Genomic DNA, 17,200 nt, shown 5'->3' with positions numbered 1-17,200 from the left:
AGCAGGCCATGAGTTCCGCCGTACGCCGCACAGCGCCTCAGATCGGGGTGTCGTCCCACTGGTCGAGGAGGCCGTCGCCTTCGTGGTCGTGCGGGTGGGGCGCCGGGGTGGTCAGGGGCTGTTCGGCCCAGATGATTTTGCCGTTGGGCGTGTAGCGGGTGCCCCAGCGCTGGGCGAACTGGGCGACCAGGAAGAGACCTCGGCCGCCCTCGTCGGTGGTGGCGGCGCGGCGCAGATGGGGGGAGGTGCTGCTGCTGTCCGAGACCTCGCAGATCAGGCTGCGGTCGCGCAGCAGGCGGACGCGGATGGGGTCGGATCCGTAGCGGATGGCATTGGTGATCAACTCGCTGAGGATCAGCTCGGTGCTGAAGGCGACTTCTTCCAGCCCCCACGCGGCAAGCCGCTCGGCGGCCTCGGTACGGATGCGGGCAACGGCAGCGGGATCGGAGGGCATGTCCCACTCGGCCACCGCATCCGGGGCGAAAAGGCGGGTGCGGGCGACCAGGAGAGCGATGTCATCGCTCGGGTGCGGGGAGGCCATCGCCTCGAAGACGGCGCGGCACGTCTCCTCCGGGCCGTGGTCGGGGTGGCCGGCCAGGACCGTGCGCAGAAGGCCGAGTCCGGTGTCGAAGTCCCGGCCCCGGTCCTCGACCAGTCCGTCGGTGTAAAGGGCCAGCCGGCTGCCCTCGGGCAGGTCCAGTTCGGCGGTCTCGATGGGCTCGCCGCCCAGGCCCAGCGGCGGGGCGAGGGGGACATCGGGGAAGGTGACCGTGGCGTCCGGGTGGACCAGTGCCGGGCCCGGGTGGCCCGCCCGGGCCAGGGTGCAGCGGCCGGAGACGGGGTCGTAGACCGCGTACAAACAGGTGGCGCCCGTGATCCCGGGGGCGTCGGTCTCCGCGGCGGCCTGGTCCTGGTCGAACCGGGTGACCAGCTCGTCGAGGTGGCTGAGAAGTTCATCGGGTGGCAGGTCGAGCGCGGAGAAGTTGTGCACGGCGGTCCGCAGCCGACCCATGGTCGCGGCGGCGTGCAGACCGTGGCCGACGACGTCGCCGACGACCAGGGCCACCCGGGCACCGGGCAGCGCGATGACGTCGAACCAGTCGCCGCCGACACCGGCCTGGGCGGGCAGATAGCGGTGCGCCACGTCCAGGGCGTCCTGCTCTGGCAGGCCCTGCGGGAGCAGGCTGCGCTGGAGGGTGACCGCCATGGCGTGCTCGCGGGTGTAGCGGCGGGCGTTGTCGATGGCCACCGCGGCCCGCGCGACCAGCTCCTCGATGAGGGCCATGTCCTCCTCGTCGAACGGCTCGGGTTTCTCCGAACGCCAGAAGGTGGCGATGCCCAGCGTGACATCCCGTGCCCGGAGCGGGACCGTGATCATCGAGTGGATGCCGTACTTGACGACCCTCGAAGCCTGGGCGGGATCCTGCTCCTGCCACCCCGCGAAGGCCCGCAGATCCGCCTCCAGCACCGGACGGCCGGCGCCGAAGACGAACGACTGGGGCGCCGCGCCCACGTAAGTGATCAGCTTGCCCATGCGCCACAAGGGGTGGTCGGCCCGGATGCCGCTGGCGGCGGTGCGGCGCATGGCGCTGCCCGCCGGGTCGTCGCCGCGCAGGACCGGATCCACGAGGTCGACGGTGGCGAAGTCGGCGAACCACGGGACAGCGAACCGGGTCAGCTCCTCGGCGGTCCCGACGATGTCGAGGGACGTGCCGATCTTCGCGCCCGAGTCGTAGAGCAGCCTCAGACGCTTCTCCGCCACCTCCGCCTTGCCCGACAGCGCACGCAGCTCGGTGGTGTCGCGCAGGGTCGCCACACTGCCGGGCAGCCCGCCGCCCCAGTCGGTGGGACGCTGGTTGACGGCCAGTAGCCGGTCCCCGGCCAGATGCACCTCATCGGTGGCCACACGGCCCGAGGCCAGCAGCTCGGCGGTGCGCGGGTCCAGGCCCAGCTCGGTGACATGACGGCCCTCCGCGTCGGGGGGCAGGTCGAGCAGCCGGCCGGCCTCGTCGTTGACCAGGACGAGACGGCCCTGGCCGTCGACGATGAGCACACCTTCGCGGACGGAGTGCAGAACCGCGTCGTGGTGCTCGTACATGCGGGTCATCTGGGCGGGGCCGAGCCCCCGGGTCTGGCGCTGCAGCCGCCTGCCGACCAGCGCCGTCCCGCCCGTGGCGAGGGCGAGCGCCCCGACCGCGGTGCCGAACACGAGCGGCAGTTGCTGGGTGACCAGACCGCTCACATCCTGGGCGGTCATCCCCGCGCAGACCACGCCGACGACCTTTCCGCTGGAGGTGATGACCGGCACGGTGGCCTGCACCTCACGGCCGAGGGGTCCTTCGACGGTCTCCGTGACGACCTTGCCCCTCAGCGCGGGCCGGAAGTCGGCGATGAGCTCCTTGCCGATGAAGCGCGGCAGGGGGTGGGTGTAGCGGACGCCCTTGGTGTTCGCGACGACGACGAAGTCGAGGTGCGCCCGCTTACGGGCCTGCTCCGTCCGCGGCTGGAGTACGGCGGTGGGGTCGTGCGCGCCCATGGCGGCCGCGGTCCCCGGGGCGGTGGCGAAGGTCTGGGCGACGGCGGTCGACCGATTGATGGCCTCTTGGTGGCTGTCGTTGCGGGCCTGAAGCACGAGCACCGTTGTCGCCGCGGCGATGAGCAGGGCGACGAGCACCGCCTGAACGGCGAAAACCTGCCCGGCGATGCTGCGCGCGCCCAACAGCGAGCGCAGGCGCCACCGGGAGGGGACGTGCGGGGAAAGCCTCGATCGACCGAAAAATCCGATCACCCCCTATTCCTAACACTTCCCGCCATAGGAGAAGTAGGCGGCCCCGGGGTCGGCTCATGAGGTCCAGGGTCCGATACAAACCCTCAACGGAGGGTCGTGGACGGCGTGCCCTCGGTGTGGAGAGGGTGGCATGGAGCGTGGTGAGACCTCGCCCTGCGGCACCTCGGGGCAGCGGCTGCCGTGTCGGCTGCCGGGTCTGAGGAAGCTTACGTTCTGGGCGAGGGCGAGGTGGTGGGAGTAGTTGATGGTGTTGGTGGCCGAGCGCACAGAGGCGCGCCAGGCGTCGGAGCCGGATTCGCGGCCGCCGCCGGTTTCCTTTTCGCCGCCGAAGGCGCCGCCGATTGCGGCGCCGGAGGTGCCGATGTTGACGTTGGCTATGCCGCAGTCGGAGCCCTCGGCGGGGAGGAAGTGTTCCGCAGCATCCCGCCGGTCGCGGGTGAAGATGCTGGACGACGGGCGCTGGGGCACGTCGTTGTGGAGGACAATCGCCTCGTCCAGGGTGTCACGGTGCTGTACGTCAGAACGTAGTGGATGGGCGCGAAGGTCTCCTGGCAGACGGTGTCGGTCTGGGCGCCGACGCGGACGATGGCCGGTTCGGCGTAGCCAGCGGGGGGGGCGGCGTCGGCGGCGTTGGTGCCGCCGAGCTCGAGCGGGGTGCGGGCGAAGCGGGCGGCGGTTCGCGGAGCTCGGTGCCGGTGTGGTGCTGTCCCGGGGCCTGCACCGGTCCCCCGCCGCTCCCCTCGGCTGATCGGCGCCGCCCGCCACCGATCGGGGGTGATGCGGCGTGTGGGCGGCGCCGGCGCCGCGCGGCCGGGTATGGCGGTACAGGGGCGGGAGAGCCCCTCTCTACCGCCGCACGCCGGACATGGGAGCGGGAGGCGCGGATGGCACACGGGTCGAGGGCCAGGGGCCGACGCGCCCGTGCGCGTGGGGGCGCGGTCGGCGAGGCGGTGGACGGTCTGCATGGCGGCCGGGTCGGGCTGCTCGCCACGGTCCCGGGCCTGCTGCTGATCTGCGGTGTGCTGGCGGATGTCCTGGGGCCGGTGCCGTACAGCGGGTTGCCGCTGCTGGCCGCCGCACCGCTCGTGGCGTGCATGGTGCTTCCGTTCCGGGGCGCGGCGATCACCGCGGTGTGCGCGTGTGTGGGGTCGGTGTGCGTGGACGTGCTGGTGGACCGCCCGGTGATCGCGCTGCTGGTGGACCTTCTGGATGTGGCGCTCATCAGCGGGATCGCGCTGTGGCTGAAGTGGGTGGTCCGTCGTCAGGGGCGGCGCTTCGCGGCGGTACAGGCTGTCGCCGAGGTGGCGCAGCGGGCCGTCCTTCCGCCGCCGCCCGCGCGGGTGGGGGCGTTGTCGGTCGCCACCCGCTATGAGTGCGCGTACGCGGAGGCGCTGGTCGGCGGGGACTTCTACGGGGTGCAGAGCTCGCCGTTCGGGGTGCGGGCGCTGATCGGGGACGTACGGGGCAAGGGGCTGCCCGCGGTGTCGACCATGGCCGTCGTGACCAGTGCCTTCCGTGAGGCGGCGGGGCAGGTGGCGACGCTGCGGGAGCTCGGGGAACACCTGGACCGGGCCCTGTCCCGGTTCGCGGCGGAGGCCGGAGACCAGCCGGACGCCCTCGAGCGGTTCGCCACCGCCGTACTGGTCGAGATCCGCGCGGAGGAGGGGAGTGTGCGGTTGCACCATCGGGGCCATCCGCCTCCGTATCTGATCAGCGGCGGCCGGGTGAGGTCCCTGGAGCCGACGGCGCCGGGTCTGCCGCTGGGGCTGGCCCTGTCCGAGGGCGGTGCCGCGCCGGGCTGCGACACCTTCCCCTTTCACGATGGCGACTATCTGCTGCTGGTGACCGACGGTGTCACCGAGGCCCGGGACCGGGACGGCGTCTACTACGAGCCCCGTACGGGTCTGGCCGGTCGCGGTTTTCGCGGGGCATCGGAGGTGGCGGACGCGCTCGTCGCGGATGTCACCGGCTGGATTGGGGGTCAGCGGCAGGACGATATGGCGATCCTGGTGCTCACCCCGCTCCCCGCCCGGCCGCCGTCGTGACCCGGGCTGCGGCGCACCGGCCGCATCACACGTCGAGGCGGTGTGCCACCTCGCGCATCTTTCCCCGGGCGGCGTCCAAGTCCACGCGCTACGCGGTCGGCCACCAGGTAGAGGAACACGCCCTGGCGGTGCGCCGGCTGAGCGGGCGGATCACGTGGTACTCGCTGTCCAGCGTGACCACGATGTCCTCCAGGCACTCGGGGCTGTAGCCGAGAAGTTCCAGGGTGGAGAGCTTGGCCCGCATGACATCGGTGTCGCCGTCGGTCACCTTCTCCAAGTCCGGCCCCGGCGCGGTCCGCACGGCCCCGCGCAGGCGCGGGCGCCCGGGAGGGCGTTCGGTGTCATGTCCGCTTTGCGCCGGGCGCCGCGGTGAGGGCCACCGCGGCTTCGCTCGTGTACATCAGAAAGGTCAGCGTCTCCTGGAAGTAGAGGCGGATGCGTGTGTCGTCGTGGGCCAGATAGCCGATGGACACGTCCTGGCCGATGTGGAGTTCGAAGTCGCCGCCCCGGGTGGAGAGCAGGAAGGCGCCGTCGATGGCGGGCGCCCAGATGATCTCGCCGTCCAGGACGCGGTCGATGTGTTTGTGGATCGGATAGCCGTGGTCGGAGGTCTCGTTCACGGCGGTGTACGCCTCGGCGCTGAGGGCGAGGGTGTACGCGCCGCCGACGCCCGCCAGCCGCAGGGTGGTCACGGCCTGGCTGATGGCGTCCGGGTAGTCGCGCACCTCGGCGGGCAGGGCCAGCTCCGGGTTGGAGGTGCTCCGGCGGATGCCCGCGATGCCGGCCGCGGGGTAGCCCTCGAACACCGCGCGGTCCTCGGCGAACGCGATTTTGCGGGCGGCGTCCTTCACCGGCTGCCAGTCCGCGTCCTTGGCGCCCCGCTCGACGGAGTCGACCTGGCGGCGGTCGACCGTGAAGGGCACCCGCAGCTCGACGACCGGCTCCGACCGGCGGGTGTGGGCGACGACGCCCTTGCCCGGAGGGTCGATGGCCGTCTGATGGCCGGTGCCGACGGCCGCCAGCTCGACACCGCCCGGCTCGGGCAGATCGACGATCCTGCGGCCGGCCACATGGCGTTTGAACGTGCGCCGCGCCTCCTCCTCCAGATCGGCCCATGCCGCGTCCGAGATGGGGGCCAGTTCACGGTGCAGGTTCTTCATCGGGGGCGCTCCTGTTCAGGTTGCCGATCCCGAGCGAGCCGTCGGCCGCGGGGGCGGAGTCCACGGGGGTGGTGGCCGCCGGTGTGTTGCCCATCGCGGTGTCCGCCATGGCTTCGGTGGCCGCCCCGGGCGGATCGGGCGGGTTCTCGAGGAAGTCGAGGCTGGGCACGAAGAACAGCGTGCCGGTCACGGCCGTGGAGAAGTCCAGGATCCGGTCGTGCGTGGCCGGCGGGCTGCCGAGGAACATGTTCTCCAGCATCCGCTCGGTGACGGAGGGGGTACGGGCGTAGCCGATGAAGTAGGTGCCGAACTCGCCGTGTCCGGCACTGCCGAAGGGCATGTTGTCCCGCAGGATCTGCCGCTCGGTGCCGTCGGGGTCGGTGATGGTGGTCAGCGCGACATGCGAATCGTCGGGCTTGACGGCGTCGTCGAGCTCGATGTCGGACAGTTTGGTCCGGCCGATGACCTTCTCCTGGGCCTCGACCGGCAGCGCGTTCCACGCCCGCAGGTCGTGCAGATACTTCTGCACGATCACATAGCTTCCGCACGTGAACTCGGCGTCCTCGTCGCCGATCAGGACCGCCGCGCTCGCCGCCGGCCCCTCCGGGTTCTCGGTGCCGTCCACGAAGCCGAGCAGGTCCCGTACGTCGAAGTACTTGAAGCCGTGCACCTCGTCGCGGACGGTGACGGCGCCACGCAGCCGGTCCATGATTTCGGTGGCCAGCCCGAAGCACAGGTCCAGCCGGGTGGCCCGGACATGGAAGAGGAGATCACCGGGGGTGGACACCGCGCGGTGGCGGGCGCCGGCCAGTTCGCGCAGCGGGTGCAGTTCGGCCGGGCGCGGCCCGGCGAAGAGGCGGTCCCAGACGTGGGAGCCGATGCCCACGACACAGCTCAGCCTTCCGTTCGGGGCGCGGAAGCCGACGGCGCGCTGCAGCGCGGGCACGTCGGGGAGCAGGCCGCGCGCGACGGGCTCACCGCCCGGGTCGACCGTCACCACCAGGAAGATGGCCGCGCTGGTCAGCGAGGAGAGTACCGGCTGCGGGATCGCCTCCGGCGGGGCGGGAGAGATCATCGACATCCACCTCCTGCCCATCCGGTGCGCCGGTCCTCATCGATTGTCCTGCGCGCCCGCACGCCCCGCATCCGAGGGGCCGGAACACCCATGGTGGTGAGCCGTCGATCGTCCTATCCTGCGCACGCGCTGACCGGCCTCGGATTGAATCGTTTCTTCCTGGTCAGCGGGGAGCCGGCGGCCACGGCGGATGTCGTGCCGGTGCAGCCGGGGTGTCCGTGAACTCGGCTCGTTCCGCCCCCGGTTGAGGCAGGATGAGCCGTATGGACACGAGACCGGCCAGAACACCCCGGGTGCCCCTTTTCCCGTCGGCCGCGCGGCGGAGCCGGGTGGCGGCGCTGGGCTCGCTCGCGGCAGTCGGTCTTCTCACCGCGTGCGGTACCGCGACGCCGTCGGGCGTCGCCGCCGTACCCGACGCACCCAGCGCCGCCACGTCCACTCCCGCCGGCCTCTCGCCCAGCGCCCCCACCCCTCCCCCCGTCTGCCCGGCCTCGGGGATGCTGCTCCAGGCGGGGGAGGCCGATGCCGCGATGGGGTTGCGGGTGCAGGAGGTCGCGCTGGTGAACTGCGGCAAGCTCGCCCGTACGGTGCAGGGCCATCCGGCCGTCCAGGTGCTCGACGAGGACCTGGAGCCGGTGGAGGTCGAGGTCAGCCACGGGGCGTCGGCCATCGCCACCATCGAGGGTTTCGACACCGCCACCGGGCCGGTGCGGCTGAAGCCCGGCGAGCGGGCGGTGATGCGGTTGGTGTGGCGGAACCTGGTCACGGACTCGACGAGGTCCGCCGTCACCGGGCGCTATCTGCGGATCGCCCCCGACGGCGGTGGGGCCAGGGCTCTGACGGTCCGCGACGACATCGACCTCGGCACCACCGGCAAGCTGGGCGTGAGCGCCTGGGACCGTCCCACCGCGACCGGCGGTCAGCCCGGGGCGCCGAGCCGGGTCCCCTGATGGGCACTCAGATCGAGGTTCACGCCCATGTGCTGGGCGAGGCCGACGGCGAGGGCCGCCACGGTCGGGTGCTGCCATACGAAGTTGCCCGCGAGCTTGATGTTCAGGCCCGCTTCGAGGCGTACCCGCAGCTCCATGGCGAGCAGGGAGTCGAAGCCCAGGGATTTGAGGGGGGTCTGCGGATCGAGGGTGGTGCTGCTGAGCCGCAGGACGGCGCGGATGTGGTCGGACAGATAGGTCTCCAGCGCGGCGCGGCGGGCGAGACCTGTGGGGAGGGCGGACAGTTGGGCGCGGATGTCGTCGGTGCCCTCCCGGGTGGCCGCCGTGGTGTCCTCGTCGCCGGGGGTGAGCTGGCCGAACAGGGACGAGTGGCGGCCGGTGGCGGGGATCCAGGTGTCCGGCTCGCCGGGGATGACACCGGTGTGGACCCGGCGGTGTGCCAGGAGGGTGCTCAATGCCCGTAGCCCCTGGTCGGTGGGGATGGTCCGATAGCCGCGGTCGGCGAAGCCGGTGGCGACGCCGGTCTCGCCCCACGGGCCCCAGTTGACGGCGAGCGTGGGCGCTCCGCGGGCGGAGCGCCAGGCGGCGAAGCCGTCCAGCCAGGCGTTGGCGGCGGCGTAGGCGCCCTGGCCGGGGTTGCCGAGCAGCGAGGCCATGGAGGAGAACACCGCGAACCAGTCGAGTGGGTGTCCTTCGGTGGCCTGGTGCAGCCGCCAGGCTCCGGTGGCCTTTGGGGTCCACACCCGGCGCAGCTGGTCCTCGCGGATGTTGGCGACCGCCGCGTCGTCGAGGACCATGGCGCAGTGGACGACGCCGCGCAGTGGCGCGCGGTCGTCGGCGGTGGCGGCGGCCACGAGGCGGTCGGCCGTGCCCAGCCGGCCGATGTCGCCGAGGACGACGGTGACCCGGGTGCCGGCGGCGGACAGTTCGCCGAGGGTCTGCGCGGCGGCGGTGGAGGGGGCGGTGCGGCCGTTCAGCACGAGGTGGCCCGCGCCCTGCCCGGCCAGCCAGCGGGCGGTGGCGAGGCCGAGGCCGCTCAGGCCGCCGGTGACGATGTAGGTGCCGCCGTCCCGTACGGTCAGCGGTCCGTCGGGCAGTACGGCGCTGGTCTCGCCCTCCTGGGGGATGGTGAGCACGACTTTGCCGATGTGGCGGGCGCCTGCCATCTGCCGGAACGCGTCGGTGACGTCCGCCAGCGGGAACGTGGTGCAGCGCAGTGGCTTGAGGCGGCCGGCGGCGAATGCGGCGAGCACCTCGCGCAGCATGGTGGTGAACACCTGGGGGCGGGTGTTCTGCACCTCCATGAGGTCCACGGTGGAGAAGGTGATGTTGTGCCGCAGCGGCAGGAGTCCGAGCGGGGCGTCGGAGAGGATGTCGCGGACGCCCAGTTCGAGGAAGCGGCCGAAGGGGCGCAGGGATTCCAGTCCGGCCCGGATGGCGGCGCCGGCGAGCGAGTTGAGGACGACGTCGACCCCTTCGCCCCCGGTGGCCTCCTTGACCTGGTCGCGGAAGTCGAGCGACCGGGAGTCCATCACCTGGGTGATGCCCATGCCGCGCAGATAGCGTCGTTTGTCCTCGCTGCCCGCGGTGGCCAGCACCTCGGCGCCGAGCAGCCGGGCGACCGCGATGGCGGCGAGGCCGGTGCCGCCGGTGGCCGAGTGGATCAGCACCCGCTCCCCCGGGCCGACCTTGGCGAGGTGGCGCAGCGCGTACCAGGCGGTGAGGAACGCGACCGGCAGTCCGGCGGCGGTGGCGGGGTCGAGGCCCTCGGGGATCGGTCCGGTGCAGTCGGCGGGTACGACGGCGAAGGAGCCGAAGGCGCCGCCGCGCACATCGGCGGCCACCACGCGGTCGCCGGGGCGGAGGTGTTCGACGCCCGGCCCGAGGGCGGTCACTTCGCCGGCGCATTCGAAGCCGAGCCGGTAGCGGATGTCCTGATCGCCGGGGAGCAGGCCCATGGCGGTGAGGACGTCGCGGAAGTTCAGGCCCGCGGCCAGTACCCGCAGTTGCACCTCGCCGGGCCCGGGGGCGGGCCGCCGGGTGGCGGCGAGCTCCAGGCTGCCGAGGTCGCCGAGGCGGCCCGCGCGCAGCCGGAAGCCGTCGGTGCCGCAGCGCACGGTGCGCGCGGCGGCGGTGGTGCGTTCGGCGTCGGAGAGCGGTGCGTACGTCAGCTGGGCGGCGTAGCGCGCTCCGTCGCGCAGGGCGATCTCGTCCTCGGGGCAGTCGGCGAGGAGTTCGGCGGCGAGGGTTCGCGCGCGGTGTGCCTCGGTGTCGCCGGTGGCGCCGGTGGGGTCCTGCGGTGCGGCCGGGTCGGTGTCCACCAGGGTCGTGCGCAGGTCGGGGTGTTCCAAGGCGAGGACGCGGACGAGCCCGCGCACCGCGCTCTGTCCGGGGTCCGCCAGGTCTCCGGGGGTGATGGCCCGGGCGCCTCGGGTGACCGCGTACAGGCGTGGCGGGTCGGGGTAGCGGGCGGTGAGCGCCTGGGCGGCGGCGAGGAGCCGCCGGGTGCGGCGCAGGCCGTCCTCGCCGCTGTGCTCGGCGGGGCGCGGGCCGCACAGGAGCACCACGGCCCGCGGCCGGGCGCCGGGGCGTGCCAGGCGGTCGGCGAGGGCGTCGCGGAACGCGTCGAGCCCCTCGTCGGCCGGGGCCGCGTCCCAGACGCGGGCCGTGGCCCCGGCCGTGCGCAGGGCGTCGGCCAGGGGGCGGGCGGTGCCGTCGGCCTCGCCGACGATCAGCCACCGGCCGGGCCGGCGGGCGGCGGGCGGCGGTGTCCGGGTGGCGCGCTGCCAGCCGAGTTCGAGGAACCACTGGTCGACCTCGGTGGCCTCGGGCGCGGTCCGGTGGGCGATCCGCAGGCCGTCGATGGCCAGGACGGGGCGGCCGGCCGCGTCGAGCAGCCGGATGTGTCCGACGAGGGCCCCGGCGGTGGCCTCGGCGAGCCGGGCGTGGCAGTACACGGCGGTCTCTGGGTCACCGAGGACGCGTACGCTCTGCATCCGTACGGGCAGGACGAGCCCCTGGTCGGGCTCCTGGAGCAGCCCGGCGATGAGGAGTTGGGCGCACAGGTCGACGAGCACGGGGTGGATGCGCAGGCCGTGTCCGGGTGTGCGGGCCGCTTCGGGGATCCGTACCCGGGCCCAGAAGCTGTTGCCGTAGCGGGAGGCGTGGACGTCGGTGATGCCCTGGAACGCGTCGCCGTGTTCCACGCCCCGGGCCCTCAGGTTCGCGTACAGGGCGTCGGGCTCCACGGGGAGCGGGTGGCGCAGGGACAGGGTCTGGACGGAGGCGGCGCGGGAGCGCGGTGGTACGGCGAGCCGGCGCAGGACGGCGGTGGCCTGGCGTACCCAGCTGCCGTCGTCGCCGCGGCCGAAGATCTCGCAGGTGGCGCGGTCGGTGGCGGCGAGGGTGACCGTCGTGGCGACGTCGGTGTGGTCGGCGATCCGCAGCAGTTCGCGGAAGTGCAGATCGGTGACCTCGACCTCGGCGGGTGCGGCGTCGAAGACCTCGCAGGCGGCGGTGAGGGCGAGGGCGTAGGAGGCGGCGCCGGGGAGGACCGGTGTGCCGTGCACCCGGTGGTGGTCCAGCCAGGGCAGCGCGGCGCTGCCGGTGCGGGCGTGCCAGGAGTGGCGGAGTGGTTCGCCGGGCACTTCGGTGTGCGCGCCGGGCAGTTGGCCGGCCGTCCGGCCGTCGGCCGGCTGGTCACCGGTGGCGGGGAGGGTGGTGTCGGCCCAGTGGCGGGTGCGGTCGAAGGTGATGGCGGGTACGTCGGCGAGGGCGGCGTCCGCGTACAGCCGCGACCAGTCGACGGGGACGCCCGCGCAGTGCAGCGCGGCCAGTTGGGTGCGGAAGGTGGCCGTTTCGTCCTCGCCGCGGCGCAGGGTGGGCAGGACGACGGGGTCCTCGACGAGCCCGGCCAGGCTGCGGATGACGGGGTGGGTGACCACGGGGTGCGGGGAGATCTCGGTGTACACCAGGTGGCGGTCGGCCGCGGCGGCGGCGACGGCGGCGGAGAACCGGACCGGGTGGCGGAGGTTGGCGCACCAGTAGTCGGCGTCGAAGGCGGGGAGGCGGCGCGGGTCGTCCAGGACGGTGGTGTAGAAGGACACCTCGGGCCGCCGGGGCGTCAGATCAGCGAGGACCTCGCGTAGTTCGGACAGCAGGGGGTCCACCTGCGGGGAGTGCGAGGCGACGTCCACGGCGACGAGGGCGGCGGGGATGCCACGGGTCTCCCAGTCGGCGACGAGCCGCTGGATGTGCGCGGTGTCCCCGGCCACGACGGAGGAGCCGGGTGCGGCCATGACCGCGACGGTGACCGCTCCGGCGGCCCCGGCGGCCTCGAGGTCGGCCTGTACCTCGTCGGCGCCGAGTCCCACGGTGGCCATGGCGCCATGGCCGGCGATCCGGGTGAGGAGCGCGGAGCGGCGGCAGATGACCTTGGCGCCGTCGGCCGGGGTGAGCGCCCCGGCCACCACGGCGGCGGCGATCTCGCCCATGGAGTGGCCGATGACACCGGCCGGTTCGACGCCGTGGGCACGCCAGGCGGCGGCCAGCGCGGTCTGCAGGGCGAACAGCACCGGCTGCACCCGTGCGCAGCCGGTCACGGGCTCGCCCGTACGGACGATGTCGAGCACCGAGAAACCGGCCTCGGCGGCGATCAGCGCGTCGGCCTCGGCGAGGGCGGCGGCGAAGGCCGGCTCGGTCTCCAGCAGGTCGCGGCCCATGCCGGGCCACTGCGAACCCTGCCCGGAGAACACCCACACCGGCCGCCGGGAGACGGCGGCGCCCACGGTGCCGGTGACCACGCCGGGGTGGGCCCGGCCCGCGGCGAACGCCCTGAGGGCGCGGACGAGTTCGCCGCGCGAGGCGGTGGTGACGCCGAGCCGGCCGCGGCCCGGGGCGCGGCGCAGGGCGAGGGTGTGGGCGATGTCGCGCAGCGGCACGTCGGCGCCGTCGCCCTCCAGCCAGTCGGCCATGCGGCGCGCGGCGCCGGGGAGCGCGGCCGGGGAGCCGGCGGGTACGAGGAAGACCTGCGGGATCGTCCGGGTGGTGAGCGGTGGCCGGGGCTCGGGGCGGCGGGCGGGTGCGGTGGGCGGCTGTTCCAGGAGCACATGGGCGTTGGTGCCGGAGAAGCCGAAGGAGGAGACGGCGGCCAGCCGGGGGCCGGTGCGCACCGGCCAGGGGGTGAGGTCCCGGGGGATGAAGAAGCGGGTGCCCTCGGCGTCGATGGCCGGGTTCCAGCGGGTGAAGTGCAGATTGGGCGGGATGAGCCCGTGGCCCAGGCACAGGACGGCCTTGATCAGGCCGGTGACGCCGGCGGCGGGCTCCAGATGGCCCAGGTTGGTCTTGACCGAGGCGAGGGCGCAGCGGTCGCGGCCGGTGCCGTAGACCTCGGCGAGGCTGGAGAACTCGACCGGGTCGCCGACCGGGGTGCCGGTGCCGTGGGCCTCGACCATTCCGACGTCGGCGGCGTCGACTCCGGCGCGGGTGAGCGCCTCTTCGTACAGGGCGCGCTGGGCGGTGGCCGAGGGCGCGGCGAGCCCGTCGGAGCGGCCGTCCTGGTTGACGGCCGAGCCGCGCAGCACGGCCAGGATCCGGTCCTGGTTCCGTAGGGCGTCGGTGAGGCGTTTGAGGACGACGATGCCGCAGCCCTCGCCGCGTACGAAGCCGTCGGCGGCGGCGTCGAAGGCATGGCAGTGGCCGGTGTGCGAGAGCATGCCCATCCGGTCGAACGAGCGCGTGATCCTGGGTTCGAACATCAGGGTGACGCCGCCGGCGAGGGCCAGATCGCATTCGCCCGCGCGCAGCGCCTGGGCGGCCAGATGGACGGCGACCAGGGAGGACGAGCAGGCGGTGTCCAGGGCGACGCAGGGGCCGTGGAGGCCGAGGAGGTAGGAGATCCGGCCGGCGGCGACGCAGTGCGCGTTGGACAGGGCGGAGCCCTCGAGTTCCCGGGGGTGCCGGTCGAGGCGGTCCATGTAGTCGTTGTAGCTGAGCCCGGTGAAGACGCCGGTGGAGGTGCCGGTGAGCCGGTCGGGCGGCATTCCGGCGTGTTCCAGGGCCTCCCAGGCCACTTCGAGGAGCAGCCGGTGCTGGGGGTCGAGGACGTCGGCCTCGCGGCCGGAGACGCCGAAGAAGTCGGCGTCGAAGCCGGATACGTCGCGCAGGTATCCGCCGTGGGCGGGCACGCCGGTGCCGGACCGGGTGGTGCCGGACCGGGTGGTGTCCGTGGGGCGGTCCGCCGGCCAGAGTTCGGCCCGTTCGGCGGGGAGTTCGGTGACCGCGTCGCGGCCTTCGGTCAGCAGATGCCACAGGGCGGCGGGCGAGTCGATGTCACCGGGAAGCCGGCAGCCCATGCCGACCACCGCTATGCGGCCGGGGGGTCGGCGGGATGCGGGTGTGTCCTGACTCATCGGGGTCTCCGTAGGTCGTGCTCGGCCGGGGGTGGGGCCGTGTGGGCCGGGGGATCGCGGCCGGGTGCCGGACTCAGGTGGCGTCCGGGCTGCCCAGCAGCATCGCGTGCTTCACGCCACCGATCTGGTAGTTGAAGCTCAGCGCGTAGTCGAAGTCGAGGGGGCGGGTGCGGGTGCCGGGGACGGGGTCGAAGGGGAGTCCGTCCGCGGGCTGTTCGCAGTTGGCGGTGGGGCACACCTGGCCGAGCTCCATCATCATCAGGGTCAGGGCGAGGCCGAGGCAGCCGGCGGGTGATCCGTGGTGGCCGAAGCAGGCTTCCTGGGAGGTCATCAGGACGGTGCCGTCGGGCCCGTAGAGTTCTCTGATCGTGTTGGCCTCCATGGCGGTGACGGCCGCGCCGCCGTCGCTGGCGCCGTTGACATACGGCACCTGGTCGATCCGCCACCGGTCCCCCAGGCATTTGCGTACGGCGCTGACCAGCTGGGAGCCGGTGTTGTCGGAGGCCAGGGGGTTGGCGAGGCCGTCGCGGGTCATGGCGGTGGCGAGCACCTGGCCGTAGAGGTGGGCGCCGCGGCGGCGGGCGTGCTCGCGGCTCTCCAGGATCACGGTGGCGGATCCCTCGCCGTGGTTGATGCAGTCGGCGCGCCGGTCGTAGGGGCGCATCAGCGAGTCGAAGGAGGGAAGGAGGTCGGGCATGCCGGCGGCGTCCATCGCGTCATAGGCGTGCTGTGCGCCGCGCAGCAGCCGCCGGCCCTTCTGGATGAGGCCGACGTTGAAGACGTCGACGCCGGTGACGACGGCGATGTCGACCTCGCCGGTCGCGATCAGACGGCGGGCGTTGCCGATCTGTACGGCGGCGGAGGAGCAGCCGCAGGACACGGTGAAGCAGGGGCCGACGGTGCGGGTCAGCGCGCCCTGGACGACGACGACATCGGACGGGGAGACGGCCTGTTCGGCGGCGACGAACATTTCGAGCGCGTCGAGGGTGGCGGTGGACTCGGGATCGATGCCGAGCAGGGTCAGATAGCTGTCCACGTTGGCGTCCACGCTGCCGCGGCCGACGAGGATCGCCGCTTCGCGCAGGTCACCGGCGCGGAAGTCCAGTTCGGCGTCGGTGCACGCCTCCACCAGGGAGACCAGGCCGAACCGGTGGGCGTCGGTGTAGTGGCGGGAGAAGAACTCCGGGATGTCGGGCAGGCGCTCCTCGAACAGCTCGGGGGTGAGATTGACCGAGCCGTAGTAGACGTCGTGTTGGACGAGGGCGGAGCGGCCCTGGGATGAGATGTCCCATACCTGGCCGGCGGTGAAGACGGGTCGGGCGCCGCCGGGGAGACAGAAACCGAGGCCGGTGACCACGGCGTCCCGGGTGTTTCTGCCGCCTTTCATCATGGTGTCCCCTCTCCATTTCGCAGGTTCCGCGCAGACACCGATGCGTGGGCCGGCCTACTCTGCTATGAATGTGCGGTAGCACCATCGGTAGACAGGGATCAGCTCACCATCGAATTCGGCGCACTCGCCCGTGGATTCGAAATGCTCGTAACCGTTGCCCCGCTGGATCTTGACCCGTTCCCGGTCTCCAACGGGGGGTGCGGCCCATATCTGGGGGGTTCTGGGCGGTCCACCGACGAGGATGACAAATGCCGGTTGAGACATGACTGGCCTCTCGGCAGTTCAGGAGCCGATCATCGCTCGGAAATGATGTGTGGAATAGACGACGCTACGCCGTCATGGGGGCTATCGGTAGGTGGTGCCGCATCACCGAGGCGGATTCGATACGGCGGCGCCCCTGTTGCGTACCCCCGGCGCCCACGATGCACCACCGTGCGACTGAAGGGGCTCGCGCCCCTCTTCACGCCCCCTCTTTGCGTAATTTTCTGAAAACAGAACGAAAATGAGCAGGAAAGGGTTCCCTTTTTGAACTTCCGCCGATGAGTGACGCTTATCGCCGGGCTTCTCATCAGAAAGTCCTCTGGGCTGCTCATCACGTGTTGCCCGGCCGCCCGCCGACCGGCTGAGGTTTCCGCCCACCGCCACGGGCATCCCGCGCCCGGGTACGCCGGGGCGTCCCGCATTCCCGGCGCAGGCCACGTTCGCGCACACTCAACACGTGGCAGGGCCAACGCCCTGAGACATCAGCACCGGCCGCAAAGGGACCCAACCATGACAAACCAGTCCGCACCGTTCGATGATCTGGACCGCAAGATCGTTGCGGCGCTGGTGGCGAACGCCAGGACGAGCTTCACGGAGATAGGCGCGGCGATCGGGCTGTCGGCCTCGGCGGTCAAGCGGCGGGTCGACCGGATGCGGGAGACCGATGTGATCACCGGCTTCACCACCACCGTGCGGCCGGCCGCCCTGGGCTGGCGGACGGAGGCGTATGTGGAGGTGTACTGCGACAGCGCCGCACCGCCCCGGCGCCTGGCGGAGGTCGTACGCAACTATCCGGAGATCACCGCGGCCATGACCGTGACCGGTGGCGCCGATGCCCTGCTGCATGTCATGGCCACCGATGTGGAGCACTTCGAGGAGGTGCTGGAGCGCATCCGGGCCGAGCCCTTCATCCGCAAGACGATCAGCTACATGGTGCTGTCGCACCTGCTCACGGGCAGCCCCGAGGCGGGTGCGACCCCGGCCGCGACCCCCGCCGCACCCCCGACGCAATGAACCGGCGCCACCCCGGCCCATCACGCAGCATCGATGCGCCAACACGCAGTTTTCCTTTCTTGTGCCGCCTCTCCTCCGCTTTCTACCTTTGAATCACCCCCGGACGC

At 72.6% G+C, this 17,200-nt stretch carries 10 protein-coding genes and 1 pseudogene; 3 read left to right on the top strand and 8 right to left on the bottom strand.

Annotated features, from left to right (window positions below; translation table 11 throughout):
• Window positions 1–37: 37 nt before the first annotated feature.
• A complete protein-coding gene (locus ABZS71_RS05875) occupies window positions 38–2,731 on the bottom strand; it encodes a SpoIIE family protein phosphatase (RefSeq protein ID WP_356207878.1) in 2,694 nt (897 codons plus the stop codon).
• A 255-nt stretch (window positions 2,732–2,986) separates the two neighbouring features.
• Window positions 2,987–3,414, bottom strand: a pseudogene (locus ABZS71_RS05870) (aldehyde dehydrogenase family protein); the annotation flags it as partial.
• Between the two features lie 258 nt (window positions 3,415–3,672).
• Between ABZS71_RS05870 and ABZS71_RS05865 the strand changes: the two are divergent.
• Window positions 3,673–4,833, top strand: coding sequence for a PP2C family protein-serine/threonine phosphatase (locus ABZS71_RS05865; RefSeq protein WP_356207857.1), 1,161 nt, complete (start codon window positions 3,673–3,675; stop codon window positions 4,831–4,833).
• An 88-nt stretch (window positions 4,834–4,921) separates the two neighbouring features.
• Here the strand turns inward: ABZS71_RS05865 and ABZS71_RS05860 are convergent, their stop codons facing one another.
• The 3 genes from ABZS71_RS05860 to ABZS71_RS05850 form a co-directional block, all read right to left on the bottom strand.
• Entirely contained in the window at window positions 4,922–5,110 is a 189-nt protein-coding gene (locus ABZS71_RS05860; protein WP_356207855.1) for a hypothetical protein, read from the bottom strand.
• Window positions 5,111–5,174: 64 nt separating this feature from the next.
• Complete coding sequence (locus ABZS71_RS05855; protein WP_356207853.1) at window positions 5,175–5,993, bottom strand: family 1 encapsulin nanocompartment shell protein; 819 nt, start codon at window positions 5,991–5,993, stop codon at window positions 5,175–5,177.
• Window positions 5,974–7,074, bottom strand: a complete 1,101-nt coding sequence (locus ABZS71_RS05850; RefSeq protein WP_356207852.1) for a Dyp-type peroxidase — start codon at window positions 7,072–7,074, stop codon at window positions 5,974–5,976. The genes ABZS71_RS05855 and ABZS71_RS05850 overlap by 20 nt, the downstream gene beginning before the upstream one ends.
• 257 nt (window positions 7,075–7,331) lie before the next feature.
• On the opposite strand from ABZS71_RS05850, the gene ABZS71_RS05845 reads away from it, so the two are divergent.
• Window positions 7,332–8,018: a DUF4232 domain-containing protein gene (locus ABZS71_RS05845; RefSeq protein ID WP_356207851.1), complete on the top strand. Its 687-nt coding sequence runs from the start codon at window positions 7,332–7,334 to the stop codon at window positions 8,016–8,018.
• On the opposite strand, the gene ABZS71_RS05840 is transcribed toward ABZS71_RS05845, so the two are convergent.
• From ABZS71_RS05840 to ABZS71_RS05830, 3 genes are all read right to left on the bottom strand, one after another.
• Window positions 7,988–14,428 (bottom strand): type I polyketide synthase, encoded by a 6,441-nt coding sequence (locus ABZS71_RS05840; RefSeq protein ID WP_356207850.1) that lies wholly within the window; start codon window positions 14,426–14,428, stop codon window positions 7,988–7,990. The two genes, ABZS71_RS05845 and ABZS71_RS05840, sit on opposite strands and share 31 nt — an antisense overlap.
• A gap of 73 nt (window positions 14,429–14,501) precedes the next feature.
• Complete coding sequence (locus ABZS71_RS05835) at window positions 14,502–15,818, bottom strand: beta-ketoacyl synthase N-terminal-like domain-containing protein (protein WP_355845598.1); 1,317 nt, start codon at window positions 15,816–15,818, stop codon at window positions 14,502–14,504.
• A 54-nt stretch (window positions 15,819–15,872) separates the two neighbouring features.
• Window positions 15,873–16,082 (bottom strand): DUF5988 family protein, encoded by a 210-nt coding sequence (locus tag ABZS71_RS05830; RefSeq protein ID WP_356207849.1) that lies wholly within the window; start codon window positions 16,080–16,082, stop codon window positions 15,873–15,875.
• 507 nt (window positions 16,083–16,589) lie between these two features.
• Between ABZS71_RS05830 and ABZS71_RS05825 the strand changes: the two genes are divergently transcribed.
• Window positions 16,590–17,093 (top strand): Lrp/AsnC family transcriptional regulator, encoded by a 504-nt coding sequence (locus ABZS71_RS05825; RefSeq protein WP_355845604.1) that lies wholly within the window; start codon window positions 16,590–16,592, stop codon window positions 17,091–17,093.
• Window positions 17,094–17,200 lie beyond the last annotated feature (107 nt).

The sequence above is a fragment of the Streptomyces sp. NPDC005393 genome, assembly GCF_040606675.1.
Taxonomy (GTDB): Bacteria; Actinomycetota; Actinomycetes; order Streptomycetales; family Streptomycetaceae; genus Streptomyces.
This window is presented reverse-complemented; position numbering and strand designations above follow the sequence as displayed.